The organism is Pseudomonas sp. SZ40, from assembly GCF_052958135.1.
The window spans coordinates 96,589-111,147 of record NZ_JBQWIF010000010.1 but is presented as its reverse complement, the minus strand read 5'-3'; the positions used below and the strand labels follow the sequence as shown (position 1 = coordinate 111,147).

The window sequence follows — 14,559 nt, the reverse complement described above, 5'->3', positions numbered from 1 at the left end:
TCAGCTGGCCGTTTCAGCGTTCACGCTGTACGTCGATGCGCCTGCAGATAGGCCTTGAGCAGCAGCGTGGCCTGCGGCTCGATAGCGGTTTCGAAGCTGGCAGGCGCATTGCCTTCCAACAGAGAACGAACCGGGCCAGCGAGGGCGCTCAACGCGATTGAAGCGGTCAGCGTCGGGTCTGCGAAATGTGCGTCAGGCGCCGTCTTCAGCATGGCGGCAAAGGCCGCCACCATGCGCGTATTGATCCGTGCAACGAGCTCGGCCCCACCTCGTTCGGCTGCAATCGCATACAGCGCTTTAGAGACCGTCGGGTCGCGCAGTTTGACGGCCAGGTATGCCGAGACCAGACCTGCAGCCATATCGCCAACCGGCTTGCCCTGAAGCGCGATACAGGCCGACTCGGCGGCATCCACCACTTCCAGCAAATGCTTTTCAAGCACGGCGGCGAGCAGTGCATCGCGGTTCGGGTAGTACTGATAAAGGCTGCCCACCGACATGCCGGCGCGCTCGGCCACCCGGGTCGTGGTGCAGCGGATCAGGCCCTGTTGTGTCAAAACCTGAAGGGTGGCGGTGTGCAGAGCCGCGACAGTGGCAGCCGATCTGGCTTGAACCGCTGATTTTCTTGGCTTTAGCGATGCGGTTGGGTTGCTCATGGAATGCGAATTCTAAAACCTGAAGGATCCTTCATATCATAGTTCTCCCCCAGCGAAGCAAGAGCGATCGATATGAGCAGCGCAGACAACAACGGCACTTTCATTCTCGGCGACCGTGAGGTGAATCGAATCGGCTATGGCGCCATGCAGTTGGCCGGCCCCGGCGTATTCGGCCCACCCAAGGACCGGGTTGCCGCGCTGGCCGTATTGCGTGAAGCCGTCGCAGCCGGCGTGAACCACATCGACACCAGCGATTACTACGGGCCGCACGTCACCAACCAGATCATCCGCGAAGCCCTGCATCCCTACAGAGATGAGCTCACCATCGTCACCAAGATCGGTGCTCGTCGCGATGGCCAGGGTGCGTGGCTGCCTGCGGTGTCAAAGGCGGAGCTGACCCAGGCCGTGCATGACAACCTGCGCAATCTTGGTGTGGACGTACTCGATGTGGTGAATTTCCGTGCGATGCACGGCCCGATGGGGCCGGCGGAGGGCTCCATCGCCGAGCCGCTGGAAGCCATCGCGGAGCTTCAGCAGCAAGGGCTGCTGCGTCATGTCGGCATCAGCAACGTCACGCCGACGCAGCTGGCGCAAGCGCGCAGTATCGTCAGCGTGGTTTGCGTTCAAAACCACTACAACATCGCTCATCAGCACGATAACGCGATGATCGACGAGCTGGCTCGCGATGGCATTGCCTATGTGCCGTTCTTCCCGCTCGGCGGATTCTCACCCGTGCAGTCTTCCACGCTGTCGAGCGTTGCACAGCGCCTTGCCGTAACGCCCATGCAACTGGCGTTGGCCTGGCTGCGGCGTCGCTCCGCGAACATCCTGCTGATCCCCGGGACCTCATCGCTCACCCATCTGCGTGAAAACCTCGCAGTGGGCGGGTTGCAGCTGTCGGACGAGACATTGGCAGAGTTGAACGCCATCGCGGATTGATCTTGCGAGCGCCGCTCAGGTGTCGATGCGCTTGAGATAATTTGCAATGAGTCGGCACTTGAGTGCGCCGTTGTGCCTGATAAATTGGCGCGGCGACACCGGGCCCCTCTGACAGCTGAAAAGCTGCCATGTCGGAGTTGCAGTTTGTACAACTCTGACTTAGGAGGGGCTTATGAGCACCCTAGAACCGTTTCTGATGGCCGAGTTCCTCGGCACTGCCACCTGGTTGTGGCTCATCTTCATCACCATCGTCATCAGCCTGCTGGTCTTCGACCTCGGGGTGCTTCACCGTGAGCACCGCGAAATCGGCGTCAAGGAAAGCCTCTTGCTGTCCGGCGGCTACATCACCGCAGGCCTGCTGTTCGGCCTGTGGGTCTGGCACATGAAAGGCGCCGCTTCCGGTATGGATTTCTATACCGGTTTCCTGATCGAGAAATCGCTGTCCATGGACAACGTATTTCTCATGGCGATGATCTTCAGCTTCCTGGCCATCCCGCGTAAGTACCAGCACGAGGTGCTGTTCTGGGGCATCCTCGGGGTGATCGTGCTGCGCGCGATCATGATCGGTCTGGGCGCCGCGCTGATCGCCGAGTTCAGCTGGATCCTCTACGTGTTCGGCGCCTTCCTGCTGCTGACCGGCGTGAAGATGCTGTTCAGCAAGGTCGACGATCACCCGGACCTGGCCGAGAACAGCATGGTGAAATTCCTGCGCAAGCACATGCGCGTCACCGACCGTCTGCACGAGGGCCGCTTCTTCGTGCGTCAGCCGGATGAGAAGGGCCGTATGGTGCGCTGGGCCACGCCGCTGTTCCTGGCGCTGGTGCTGATCGAGTGTGCCGACCTGGTGTTCGCGATCGACAGCGTGCCGGCGATTTTCGCCATCACCCAGGACCCGTTCATCGTCTACACCTCGAACATCTTCGCGATCCTGGGGCTGCGCGCGCTGTACTTCGCCCTGGCGGCGATGATCCATCGCTTCGCCTACCTCAAGTACGCCCTGGCTCTGGTGCTGGTGTTCATCGGCGCGAAGATCTTCCTGGTCGGCATCATCGGCAAGACGCCGCCGGTGATCTCGCTGAGCGTCACGCTCGGCCTGCTGATCGGTGGCGTGCTGCTGTCGCTGTGGAAAACCCGCAACGACCCGCCTGCCGTCGAAGCCGAAACGCCCCGTCAGTAACGTTCTTGTGCCCCGGCTTGCCGGGGCCTTCATCACCTCTGGAGATGACCCATGAATCCATCACCCATCGCTGCGCTGGTTCTGGTAGCCGTGATCGGTCTGACCACGGCGGGTTGCGATGTCGCCGAAGAGTCGGCGCAGAAACTCACCGACAAGGCCGAGCAGGCCGTGCAGGACATCGCCCGCGAAGCGGTCAGCGACACCCTCAACGCCTTCAACGAGCAGATCGATCAGGTGCAGAAATCCACCAGCGAACTGCTCGGCCAACCCGAGGATGAAGCAGGCAAGGACCAACCCGAACGCGACGCCGAGAAGCCGTCGCCTTCCTTCAAGGAGGGTGTCGAGACCTGAGTCGGGCTCCATTTTCGTACTGCTGAAACCGCACAGGGCAAGGGCCGGTATCTACCTCAGGGTAATGCCGGTCGCTTGCCCTGTTGCGTTCTCGCTGCGCCATGACACAGGCGGCTGCGCTTCATCGCTGCACCCGTTGTGCGGTTCTGCGCCCGCTTCAATCGTGGCCTTGGCGCTGGCCAAAGCGTTCCCGATAGAACGAAGGCGCCAGACCGACCACCTTTCGAAACGCCACCCGAAAACTCTCCACCGAACTGAAACCACAGCGCTCAGCGATCTGTTCGCTGTTCAGGCCGGTGCTCTCCAGAAGTGCTCGGGCCTGTGCCATGCGCATGTGCTGCAGCCAGCTCTTGGGTGAGAGGCCGGTGGCTTCGCTGAAACGGCGCAAGAAGGTACGTTCACTCATCAGGGCTCTGGTCGCCAATTGCTTGATCGAGAGGGGCTCGTGCAAATGCTGCCGTGCCCATTCCAGCACCGCAGAGAGATCGTCCCTGGGAGCCTGCGCGACCGGCGCGGGAATGAATTGCGCCTGTCCGCCCGAGCGCTGTGGCGCCATCACCAGGCGGCGTGCCACCGAGTTGGCGATGTGAGCGCCGTAATCGCGCTCGACCAGATGCAGGCATGCGTCGATACCCGCGGCGCTGCCTGCGGATGTGATCACCTGCCCGCTGTCCACATAGAGCACCGAGGGATCGACGTCGATGGCCGGGAAGCGCTGCGCGAGTTCATCGGTGTAGCGCCAGTGGGTGGTAGCACGCTTACCGTCCAGTAGCCCTGCTGCGGCCAGCACGAAGACACCGGAACAGATCGACAACAGACGGGCGCCTCTCGCGTGTGCGGCTTGCAGCGCTTGCAGCAGGGCGGGCGGTGGCGGCTCATCACGGCTGCGCCAGCCGGGAACGATGATCGTGCGCGCCGTGTTCAGCGCCTCGAGGCCAGCGTCGGCAGTGACCTGGATGCCGCCCAGTGCGCGCATGGGACCATTGTCCACGGCGACGATGCAGTGGCGGTACCAGGCGAAGTCGAACTCGGGGCGAGGCAGGCCGAAGATCTCCACGGCTATGCCGAATTCGAATGTGCACAGGCCGTCATAGGCGAGAACGGCAACCAGACCAGGGGCTTCATGCATTTGGCGGAAAACTACCAGTTGATGTCTATTTGGCCACTGTAGCGCTGTTCGCGGCATCTCTACAGTGGTGGCTCTTTCCGCCATCGAGTAATCAGCATGTCCAGCCTCGTCAGTGAAACGCCTGCCGCCGAGCCAGCCGTAGCGCTCGCGCATTTCAGCCGCCGTCTGAGTGTCGAAACCGACTGTTCCGATGTCCACCAAAGCCAGCAGGCCGGTGAGGTGGATTACCTGCTGGTCGACGTACGCAACCCACAGGCATTCGCCACCAGCCACGTTCCCGGCGCTATCAATATTCCCAGCCGCGAGATCACGGCCGAGCGGATGGCCGATTTTCCCGCTGAGACGTTGTTCGTCGTTTACTGCGCCGGCCCCCACTGCAATGGCGTGCACCGTGCTGCGGTGCGCCTGGCGAGCCTGGGGTATGCCGTTAAGGAAATGATCGGTGGAGTCACCGGCTGGCTCGACGAAGGGTTGCCGCTGGCCGGGACGCACCCCGAGCGCAGCGGCAATGCCGACGTCACCTCATGCGCATGTTGAGCGATGGCTGCCGGGTACGTCCGGCCACCGTGGCCGACGTTCCGCTGCTGCTCGAGTTGATGCGTGCCCTGGCCGTTTTCGAGGGCTACATCGATGAGTTTCGTGTCGATGAGCCCGCCTTGTTGGCCCGTGCCTTCGGGGCCAACCCGCAGTGCCAGGTGTTCGTCGCCGAACAGCAGGGGCAATTGCTGGGGTACGCCGTGGTGCTGGAAATTGCCTTTACCTTCGATCTACGTCCCACGTTGCTGTTGAAGGAGCTGTACGTCGCCGAGGGGCGGCGCGGCAGTGGCTTGGGGGAGGCCCTGCTGCAACAGGTCGCCCGCTTCGCGCTGAGCATCGACGCCGGACGTTTGAAGTGGGATGTCCTGACGGGTAACGCCCGTGCCGAAGCCTTTTACCAGCGCCTGGGAGGCATACCTGAGCGCAAATGGATGGGCTACCGGATGGACGTGCCTGAACTCGAACAACTGGCTCTGGCGAGTGACGCCTGAGCGACGCACCACTGTGCCGTTGCCTGGCGTTGAGCGAAGCGATACCCGGAGTTTTGTTCTCGAGTATCGCTTCGCTGTGCAGAGTGCTCCGTGAGAGGTCGTCATGGCCGTTCGAGTGCGAGCCCAGGTTGGGGCTCCACTGCGCCACGCACAGCGAACGGCGACCGTTAGCGAGCCGCTTCGGTTGTGGCTTCGGGGGCCTCGGCAGTGTTTTCAGGCTTGAGGCCCTTCAGCTCGAAGCGCTTGATCTCCCCTACGATCACCAGGTAGCTGAAGGCAGCGACGAACGCATTGGCGCCGATGAATACCAGTGCGAGTTTGAAAGAGCCGGTTGCCGCGATGATGTAGCCGATGACGATCGGGGTGGTGATGGACGCGAGGTTGCCGATGGTATTGAAGAGCCCACCGGAGAGTCCCGCAATCTGTTTGGGGGACGTGTCGGAGACCACCGCCCAGCCGAGTGCACCCACCCCTTTGCCGAAGAACGCCAGGGCCATGAACGAGACGACCATCCAGTCCGTATCGACGTAGTTGCAGATGATCATGCTCATGGACAGCATCATGCCTGCGACGATTGGAACTTTGCGCGCGACGCTCAGGGAGTTGCCGCGCCGCAGGAGTGCGTCCGAAATGACGCCGCCAAGCACGCCGCCGATAAATCCGCATATCGCTGGAAGCGAAGCGATGATGCCGGCCTTGAGAATGGTCATTCCTCGCTCTTGAACGAGATAGACGGGGAACCAGGTCAGGAAGAAATACGTCAGGGTGGTGATGCAATACTGGCCCAGGTAGACCCCGGCCATCATGCGGTTCTTCAGTAGCTGCAGGATGTAGCCGAACTTGGGGCCGGAGTCCTGTTTCTTGCCCGCGGCATCGAGATCCACCAGGCCGCCATTTTCGGCGATGTACTGGATCTCGGCGGCGTTCGCCAGAGGATGGTCTTTCGGATTGTGGATCACGTACATCCAGATTATCGAGAACACGATTCCCAGTGCTCCCATCACCACGAAGACGTGCTGCCAGCCGTACGTGTAGACGATCCAGCCCATGATCGGAGCGAACAGAACCGTCGCGAAATATTGAGCCGAGTTGAAAATGGCGGATGCCGTGCCGCGCTCCTTGGTCGGAAACCAGGCGGCGACGATACGGGCGTTACCCGGGAAGGAGGGGGCTTCGGCAAGGCCCACCATGAAGCGCAGCAGGAACAGAACCGCGACCGCGCTGGCAACGCCGAACACGCCGATGTAGCCCTGCATGAGCGTGAACAGCGACCAGAGGAAGATGCTGCCCGCGTAGACGCGCTTGGAGCCGAAGCGATCGAGCAACCATCCGCCAGGGATCTGCCCCAGCACATAGGCCCAACCAAAGGCAGAGAAGATGTAACCCAGCTCGATCGCATCGATGCCGAGGTCTTTTTGCAGGCTTGAGCCTGCGATGGAAATCGTCGCCCGGTCTGCATAGTTGATCGTGGTCACGAGGAAAAGCATGAGCAGGATCAAATAGCGGGCGCGAGTCTTCTTGACTGCTTGCATGAAAGAACTCCGACGTTTGTTTTTATGGTTCGGTGCATTCCGTCGACTGTTAACGTTAACAGCTAACGTTAACAGTCTATGGTGTTAACGTTATCATTGGCTACCGCTGAAATAGATCTTTTAGTGAGGGGCTGATGGGGTGGTTATGAAAAAAGGGTTGGTGGGGCAGTGAGGTGCTCGATGGAGGGATGCTTCATTGGGATCAGGTGCTGCCGCGCTCGATGATCTCGAATCCGGTGTCGATCTGATTATCGCCCTTCACACCATCAAGGCGGCGCAAGAGCGCCTCGGCGACCTGATACCCCATCTCCTGAGCATTCACGCTGACCGTCGAAAGCGCCGGGTAGGCGAACTGACCGTTGGTGATGTTGCCGAAGCCCAGAACGGCGAGGTCGTCAGGCACGGAGATTCCATGGCTCGCGGCCTCGGCCAGTACGCCGAGCGCGACCGTGTCGGAGCTGCAGAAGACGATCTCTGGGTGCATACCGTCATTCAGCAGCTTCGCCAGGCCCGCTCGCCCGACTTCCCAGGTGGCCTCCGTCGCGAAGATCTCCTGATGAACGTCGCCAATGTTCAGCTCGTGCAGGCGCGAGATCAAACTGCGGCAACGGCGCATGGCGCGGGGATCATCGATCCCGACTACCGCCCATCGTCGATAGCCCTTGGCGTGGAAGTGATCGGCCACGGCGACGCCGACCTTTTCATGGGAAAAGCCAACCTGGGTATCCAGCAGGTCATCGCTCAGGTCCCATGCTTCGACGACGGGAATGCCAATCGAGGCGAGACGCGAGCGGATCTGAGCAGTGTGCAGGGTGCCGGTAAGAACAATGCCGTCCGGTCGTCTGCCCAGGATCGCGTCGAGAAGGATCTCTTCATTCTCCGGCGAATAACCCGTTGGCCCGACCAGTGACTGATAGCCAAATGCGGAAAGCCTGTTGATGATCGACTGCACGGCAATCGAGTAAATCGAGTTGGCGATGGTTGGCAGCAGAATGGATACGAGCCGGCTCTTTCTGGTGGCTAGCGCCCCTGCCATGATATTCGGCACGTAGCCCATGGAACGGACGATTTCGAGTACATGCTCTCGCGTGACCTCGTTCACCAGTTCTGGGCGTTTGATCGCGCGCGACACCGTCATCACCGAGACACCGGCCTTCAGCGCCACATCCTTGATGGTGACAGGGCTCTCTGCGGAGTTGCCGTCATTTCTTCCTGATTTGCGCGCCACTTGGCTCTCTTAACACCGAACATTTGCATGGATAAGTATGAATGCCCAGGCGCGTTTTTACTATGTGCAGCATCGCGCAGACTTCAAGATCATGTGTCGAATTTCCCAGAGCGCTGGGTGCATATGTCGATAACTTTCAGGAACTGGCTTCGCGGCGAGCGTGCCGTTCGAGCCCGGCGTGGAGGCCCGATGCGTGTTCAGTTCTCAGTACGGCTGTTTGCGATAGCCGTGAGATCGACGACATAGCCAGGGGCGAGCGAAGCGATGCTCGGGAGTGTGATCCCGGCCATCGCTTTGCTCAGCCCGAGCGATGGGGCTGCACTCGTTTGCCCCCTGATGCGCGTCGTCGGGATTTGCCATGTATGCCATTGCCCGACAGAATCGCGCGCCGAGCCGGCGCAACCTGCCTGGCGGCCGTGGTGAAAAGAGGTTGGAGTTGAACGAGCGAAGCTTGTCCGAGCGTCTCGAACGCGTGGCGGCGCATGTGCCGGTCGGCGCGCGGCTGGCCGACATCGGCTCGGACCACGGCTACCTGCCCGTGGCGCTGATGAACCGTGGCGTCATCGACGCCGCGGTGGCTGGCGAGGTGGCCATGACTCCGTTTCTGGCTGCCGAGCGCACCGTGGACGAGAACCAACTGGGCGCGCGCATCAGCGTGCGCCTGGCCAGTGGCTTGGCAGCGATCGAGCCGGCAGATGGCATCACGGTGGTCAGCCTCTGCGGCATGGGCGGTGAGACCATTCGCGACATTCTCGAACGCGACAAGAACCGTCTGAGCGGCGAGGAGCGCCTGATCCTGCAGCCCAACGGCGGCGAGCAGCCGCTGCGCCAATGGCTGATGGAAAACGGCTACCGCATCCTCCACGAAGAGCTGCTGCGGGAACACCGCTTCTACTACGAAATCATCGTCGCCGAGCGTACCGGGCCGGTTTCGTACAGCGCCGAGGAACTGTATTTCGGGCCCCTGCAACTGCGCGAGCGCAGCCCCGTATTCCTGGCCAAGTGGCAACGCCTGCTGCAGTTGAAGCGCCAGACCCTGGCCAACTTCGCCCAGGCACGGCAGCAGGTGGCCGATGAGAGGGTGCAGTCGCTCGCCCAGCAGATCCGATGGATCACCGAGCTGCTGGCATGACCTTGAGAAGGATCCTTGGCGATGGTCATCGACGACTGGAGGCCGGCGCGATTTTGTGCAGTCGGTCATCAGGCAACAGGGCAAAGTCGGTAGCATATCGGGCCCGATAGCGACGGCAGTCCCCTCCATACGCAGCTCGTTGAATGGGCTGATGGACGGTTTCACCTGGCAAGGACACGCGATGACATTCCGCCCGTTTCAGCTCGAGCCGAAAGACCTCGCTCTTCTCTTCTATGTGCTGAGTCTGCTGCTGCCAGCCATCAGGCAGCACCACGAACGGCTCGAGGTCCCGCCGGTCGTCTATGGCTGGGAAGTCTTGCTGACCGGCGCGTTGGCGATACCCGATGGGGGCATCGCATGGCTGGCGAACGTAGCCTTCGCTGTCGCCTACTTATCCACAAAGCCTGGGCGCGTGCGCGTTTGTTCGGCTGCGGCGATCGCGCTGGGGCTGACCTCGTTCACCTACAGCGGTATCTGGAATGATGGTGACGGAAGGATTTCGATCACCGGGTACAGCTATGGCTTCTATGTGTGGATGCTTGCCTTCATCTGGCTGCCGTTGGCGCGGTTGGTCAGGTAGCCACCCCAGGCATCGCGGCGCTCAACGACGGGCCACTGGGCCGCAATGCACCCTGGCGAATAGCCTCGCATGGGCGCCCCGAGCCACCCGGCGAGCCTCGGCCCGATCGGTGGTGATGGATAAAAAATACGGATTCTTTACGCTCTCGTGACGTTTATAAGTCGATTTCTGGACAAATCCCGTCGATAATTTTCCGGCAGCGGAGGAACTCCGCATCCGCAGAGCGTAAACGGCAGCCGTTCCAGGCTTCATCTGGAATAACCCAGCCCTCTCATTGAGCCAGACCTAAACCCTCATGTTCGAATTATTCAGCGGGCTCGACGCCTGGTTGGCGTTGAGCCTGGCACTCGCCTTGCTCTTCGTCCTCACCTTCGAATTCATCAATGGTTTCCACGATACGGCCAACGCCGTGGCGACGGTCATCTACACGAAAGCCATGCCGCCAAACCTGGCCGTCGTCATGTCGGGCATATTCAACTTCTTCGGTGTCTTGCTCGGTGGCGTGGGGGTGGCTTACGCCATCGTTCACCTGCTGCCGGTCGAGCTGCTGATCAACGTGAATACCTCCCATGGCCTGATCATGGTGTTCTCGCTGCTGGCTGCGGCGATCACCTGGAACCTCGGCACCTGGTACTTCGGCATTCCGGCCTCCAGCTCGCACACGCTGATCGGCTCGATCCTCGGCGTGGGCCTGGCCAATGCGCTGCTCACCGACATTCCGCTCGGTGACGGCGTGAACTGGCAGAAAGCCAGTGATATCGGCCTGTCGCTGATCTTCTCGCCGATTGCCGGTTTCATTGTCGCCGCGCTGCTGTTTCTCGCGCTCAAGCACTGGATGCCGACGCCGAAGGTGCATAGCACGCCGGTCTCGCGCAAGGAAATCAAAGGCAAGAACAAGCCGCCGTTCTGGAACCGCCTGGTACTGATCGTCTCGGCCATGGCGGTGAGCTTCGTGCACGGCTCCAACGATGGTCAGAAGGGCATCGGTCTGATCATGCTGGTGCTGATCGGCATCGTGCCGGCCAAGTTCGTTCTCGACCTGAACAGCACCACCTACCAGATCGAGCGTACCCGCGACGCGGCCATTCACCTGGGCGAGTTCTATCAGCGCAACGCGCCGACCCTGAACGAGTTCCTGGCCCTGGGCAAATCCGGCAACAGCGAACTGCCGAAGCAATTTCGTTGCGATCCGAAACTCACCGAGCTGACCATCACCACGTTGCTCAAGACCCTCGACGGCGTGAAGGACTACCACAGCCTGAGCGAAGAGAAGCGCATCGATATCCGTCGCTACCTGCTCTGCCTGGATGACTCGGCCAAGAAAGTCGGCAAGCTCGAAAACCTGCCAGCTCGCGAGAAGGCCGACCTCGACAAGCTGCGCAAGGACCTGACCGCGACCACCGAGTACGCGCCTTTCTGGGTGATCATCGCCGTGGCCCTGGCCCTGGGGATCGGCACCATGGTCGGCTGGAAGCGCGTGGTGAAAACCGTCGGTGAGAAGATCGGCAAGCAGGGCATGACCTATGCCCAGGGCATGAGCGCGCAGATCACCGCCGCCTGCGCCATCGGGCTGGCCAACGTCTACAGCCTGCCGGTATCCACCACCCATGTGCTGTCATCCGGGGTTGCCGGCACCATGGTCGCCAACCGCAGTGGCCTGCAGGGCAGCACCATCAGCAACATCCTGCTGGCCTGGGTACTTACCTTGCCCACCTCCATGGCGCTGGCAGCAGGTCTGTTCTATGGCGCGACGCTGATCTTCGGCTGATAGCGCTGCTTGCGAGAACGCGGTGCCTGCCGAGCAGGTACCGCGTTTTTTTGTTTCTGGGGCCTGTCCACCGGGCCGACTCATCGCTGCCGAGCAAGCCATCTCGCTGCCGTGAAACCGTGCCGTCAGGCCGAATGCACGGTCGCGCCTGGCGAATCGGCGTAGGCTGCTGCCAGCCCGTGCAGCAAGCCGCTTCGGCTGTTCATGGTTCCCGTCAGTACACGCCGAATCGATCAGGTCATTCTCATGACACGCTCACACAACCCGCCCATCGCTTTCCATCTGGGGCCTGATGCCGAGAACGATTGGGCGGCCGCCATGCTCGAACACCACGGGCTGCATTGCCAATTCGATCAGGCGCACATCGCAGGTTCATCTGCGCAAAGCTGGCACCTGGGCGATATCGGGGTGACGCGTGCCGACCTCGTGTCGCTCGCGTTGGTGCCCGCAGGCGAAGATCAGGGCTCATGGCAAGGCCAGTGGCTGTACCTGAAGCTGATGACCGGTGGGCGTGTCGACATCGAACAGGCTGGAAGCACTCACCGGTTTACCGCGGGCAGCATGTTCTTCATCGACCCTGAACGGCGTTTCCACGAGTCGTTTGCCGAGCGTGGGCAAATGACCGTACTGCGCATTCCCAAGGGCATCCTGCGGGAGCGTGGCCTGCGGCACTCGCTGCGCTCGCCGGTCATCACCGATGTGGGCTCGGCGGATACCCGGGCCATCCGTGACCTGATTCACTGCATCGCGCAGCAGCATGTCGCCCCTGGCCCGGCGGTCCGTGACCTGATGGGCCGACAGTTGCTCGACCTGGTCGATAGCATGCTGGGCGGGGCAGGGGACAAAGCCAGGTCGCGCAGTGCCGACGCCGTTCTGTCGAGAGCCCGACGGCATATCCATCTGCATCTGGCAGACCCACGTCTCGACTGCACGGCGGTCGCCGAAGCGGCCCACGTTTCGGTCAAGCACCTGCAACGCTTGTTCAGGGAGCAGAACACCACCCTGATGCGGCAGGTCTGGAGCGTCCGCCTGCAGCATGCGCAGCGGCTGCTGACTTCCACCGCCGGGCGCCCAAGCGTGCAGGATGTGGCCTGGCAATCCGGCTTCGCCACGGCCTCGCATTTCAGCCGTGCCTATCAGGCGCATTTCGGCATCTGCCCTTCGCAGGTCGGCGCCGCCAGGTAAGAGCGTCCCGCCACTCGCCTGATCATCGATAGCGCCTCCGGGGCATGCAGCATGCGCCCTGCAGGTAAGGGGCGAGCGTCGGTCCCGCTCTAGAATCGATCGGGTCTTCACAGACCGATCCATTCCATGGCCAGCGTCATGACGCCAGCCGCCTCCTTTCGTTGCTCACCTGTTCGGCAGTCGTTCATCGCGTCCGCTGCAACGGTGCATAGGCCCATTCGTGAACAATCATTCCTGTATCGCCGACGAAGCAGACTTCGCTCGTCAGGTTGAAGAGAACCAGTTTCGCCAGCAAACCAACCTTCGCAGCGCATACGATTACATCGTCTGCGGCTCCGGTACTTCGGGCTCGGTGGTTGCCCGGCGTCTGGCGGAAAACCCGGACATCAGGGTGCTGCTGCTCGAGGCAGGCGGCAGCGACGACCTATCCAGCGTCAGCGATGCCGGGGTCTGGTTCACCAACCTGGGCAGTGAGCGCGATTGGCAGTTCGTGGCGCAGCCCAACCCGCACCTGCACGGTCGGCAGATGCCCCTCTCGATGGGCAAGGTGCTCGGCGGGGGCGCCTCGATCAACGTGATGGTCTGGTCCCGTGGGCACAGCAGCGACTGGGACCATTTCGCCAGCGAGTCCGGCGACCCGGCCTGGAACTATCAGTCGACACTGGCCACCTACCGGCGCATCGAGAACTGGCAGGGCGCCCCGGACCCACTGCGTCGAGGCACGGGCGGCCCGGTGTTCGTGCAACCTGCGCCCGACCCCAATCCGGTCGCGCCTGCCATGCTGGCCGCGGCGGCGAAGCTCGGGATGACCGTTTACGACGACCAGAACGGCGCGATGATGGAGGGGCCAGGCGGTGCGGCACTGACCAACGTGTGCCTGAGTGACGGGCGCCGACGCTCGATATTCCGCAGCTACGTGTTCCCGTCGATGGCGCAGCCCAACCTGACGGTACTGACCCACGCACACGTCCTGCGTGTGCTGCTGGAGGGCCAGCGGGCGGTCGGCGTCGAAGTGCTCTACCAAGGCCGGATCATCCACTTCGGAGCTGGTGAGGAGGTGGTGCTGTCGTTGGGAGCGATCAACACGCCCAAGGTGCTCATGCTGTCGGGAATCGGCGATGCGCAGCAGCTTGCCAGGCACTCTATCGAGCCGGTGCAGCACCTGCCGGGTGTCGGCCAGAACTACCAGGACCACATCATGGTTTCCGGTTGCATCTGGGATTACGAACAGGCTCACGCACCGCGCAACAACGCCGGCGAGTCGACGTTCCTGTGGAAAAGCAGCGCCGCGCTCGACGCGCCGGACATCCAGACCTTTCTCGCCGAGATCCCCATCGCGACCCCCGAGGCACAGGCCATGTTCCATCCGCCCGCGGCGGCCTGGTCATTGCTTCCAGGCCTCGTGCGGCCCCAAAGCAGAGGGTCGATCACCCTCACGGGCAGCGGTGCCATGGACCCGCTGAAGATCGACAGCGGCGCGCTCAGCGAACCGGAGGATCTGCAAGCCCTGGTGCGCGCGGTCGAGTTGTGTCGAGAGATCGGCAACAGCGAAACCATGCGCCCCTTCGCAAGACGCGAGGTCATGCCCGGGCCATTGCGCGGTGCTGCGCTCGAGGCATTCGTGCGCAACGCGGCGTCCACCGTGTGGCACCAGTCATGCACGGCGAAGATGGGCACGGATGCCTTGTCGGTGGTCGACGCACAGCTGCGGGTCTACGGCATCCAGCGTCTGCGCATCGCCGATGCTTCGATCATGCCGCGGGTCACCACCGGCAACACCATGGCGCCCTGCGTGATCATCGGCGAGCGTCTGGGCAGCCTGCTCACCGCCTAGCCATCGGCGCCTCGCCGGGCCGA

General features: G+C 62.1%; 14 protein-coding genes. 10 read left to right on the top strand and 4 right to left on the bottom strand.

The annotated features are described in order from the left end of the window. Positions 1–20: 20 nt before the first annotated feature. Positions 21–653, bottom strand: coding sequence for a TetR/AcrR family transcriptional regulator (locus ACT9T4_RS10740; RefSeq protein ID WP_499116912.1), 633 nt, complete (start codon positions 651–653; stop codon positions 21–23). 72 nt (positions 654–725) lie between these two features. Here ACT9T4_RS10740 and ACT9T4_RS10735 point away from each other — a divergent pair, with 72 nt between their 5' ends. From ACT9T4_RS10735 to ACT9T4_RS10725, 3 genes are all read left to right on the top strand, one after another. Continuing rightward, positions 726–1,592 carry an aldo/keto reductase family oxidoreductase gene (locus ACT9T4_RS10735; protein WP_499116910.1) on the top strand — a complete coding sequence of 289 codons (867 nt, stop codon included), beginning with the start codon at positions 726–728 and terminating at the stop codon, positions 1,590–1,592. A gap of 172 nt (positions 1,593–1,764) precedes the next feature. Further along, positions 1,765–2,769: a TerC family protein gene (locus tag ACT9T4_RS10730; protein WP_042556378.1), complete on the top strand. Its 1,005-nt coding sequence runs from the start codon at positions 1,765–1,767 to the stop codon at positions 2,767–2,769. A 51-nt stretch (positions 2,770–2,820) separates the two neighbouring features. Continuing rightward, positions 2,821–3,120, top strand: coding sequence for a hypothetical protein (locus tag ACT9T4_RS10725; RefSeq protein ID WP_042556379.1), 300 nt, complete (start codon positions 2,821–2,823; stop codon positions 3,118–3,120). 157 nt (positions 3,121–3,277) lie between these two features. Here ACT9T4_RS10725 and ftrA read toward each other — a convergent pair whose 3' ends face one another. Then, on the bottom strand, positions 3,278–4,249 hold the full coding sequence (ftrA, locus tag ACT9T4_RS10720) for a transcriptional regulator FtrA (RefSeq protein ID WP_499116908.1): 972 nt from the start codon (positions 4,247–4,249) through the stop codon (positions 3,278–3,280). 96 nt (positions 4,250–4,345) lie between these two features. On the opposite strand from ftrA, the gene ACT9T4_RS10715 reads away from it, so the two are divergent. Together ACT9T4_RS10715 and ACT9T4_RS10710 are read left to right on the top strand one after the other, a co-directional pair. Next, a complete protein-coding gene (locus ACT9T4_RS10715) occupies positions 4,346–4,786 on the top strand; it encodes a rhodanese-like domain-containing protein (protein WP_179539094.1) in 441 nt (146 codons plus the stop codon). Continuing rightward, on the top strand, positions 4,774–5,277 hold the full coding sequence (locus ACT9T4_RS10710) for a GNAT family N-acetyltransferase (RefSeq protein WP_257026926.1): 504 nt from the start codon (positions 4,774–4,776) through the stop codon (positions 5,275–5,277). The genes ACT9T4_RS10715 and ACT9T4_RS10710 overlap by 13 nt, the downstream gene beginning before the upstream one ends. 167 nt (positions 5,278–5,444) lie before the next feature. On the opposite strand, the gene ACT9T4_RS10705 is transcribed toward ACT9T4_RS10710, so the two are convergent. Together ACT9T4_RS10705 and ACT9T4_RS10700 are read right to left on the bottom strand one after the other, a co-directional pair. Further along, positions 5,445–6,809, bottom strand: a complete 1,365-nt coding sequence (locus ACT9T4_RS10705) for an MFS transporter (protein WP_042556383.1) — start codon at positions 6,807–6,809, stop codon at positions 5,445–5,447. A gap of 202 nt (positions 6,810–7,011) precedes the next feature. Next, positions 7,012–8,037: a LacI family DNA-binding transcriptional regulator gene (locus tag ACT9T4_RS10700; RefSeq protein ID WP_179539093.1), complete on the bottom strand. Its 1,026-nt coding sequence runs from the start codon at positions 8,035–8,037 to the stop codon at positions 7,012–7,014. Between the two features lie 436 nt (positions 8,038–8,473). Between ACT9T4_RS10700 and ACT9T4_RS10695 the strand changes: the two genes are divergently transcribed. The 5 genes from ACT9T4_RS10695 (at position 8,474) to ACT9T4_RS10675 (ending at position 14,536) form a co-directional block, all read left to right on the top strand. Next, the gene (locus tag ACT9T4_RS10695; RefSeq protein ID WP_499116905.1) at positions 8,474–9,169 is read left to right on the top strand and encodes a tRNA (adenine(22)-N(1))-methyltransferase; all 696 of its coding nucleotides are present in this window, start codon (positions 8,474–8,476) and stop codon (positions 9,167–9,169) included. A 151-nt stretch (positions 9,170–9,320) separates the two neighbouring features. Then, entirely contained in the window at positions 9,321–9,749 is a 429-nt protein-coding gene (locus tag ACT9T4_RS10690; RefSeq protein ID WP_499116903.1) for a hypothetical protein, read from the top strand. Between the two features lie 295 nt (positions 9,750–10,044). Beyond that, complete coding sequence (locus ACT9T4_RS10685; protein WP_042556387.1) at positions 10,045–11,517, top strand: inorganic phosphate transporter; 1,473 nt, start codon at positions 10,045–10,047, stop codon at positions 11,515–11,517. Between the two features lie 246 nt (positions 11,518–11,763). Further along, positions 11,764–12,702, top strand: a complete 939-nt coding sequence (locus ACT9T4_RS10680) for a helix-turn-helix transcriptional regulator (RefSeq protein ID WP_042556388.1) — start codon at positions 11,764–11,766, stop codon at positions 12,700–12,702. Between the two features lie 220 nt (positions 12,703–12,922). Then, positions 12,923–14,536: a GMC family oxidoreductase gene (locus ACT9T4_RS10675; RefSeq protein WP_499116900.1), complete on the top strand. Its 1,614-nt coding sequence runs from the start codon at positions 12,923–12,925 to the stop codon at positions 14,534–14,536. Positions 14,537–14,559 lie beyond the last annotated feature (23 nt).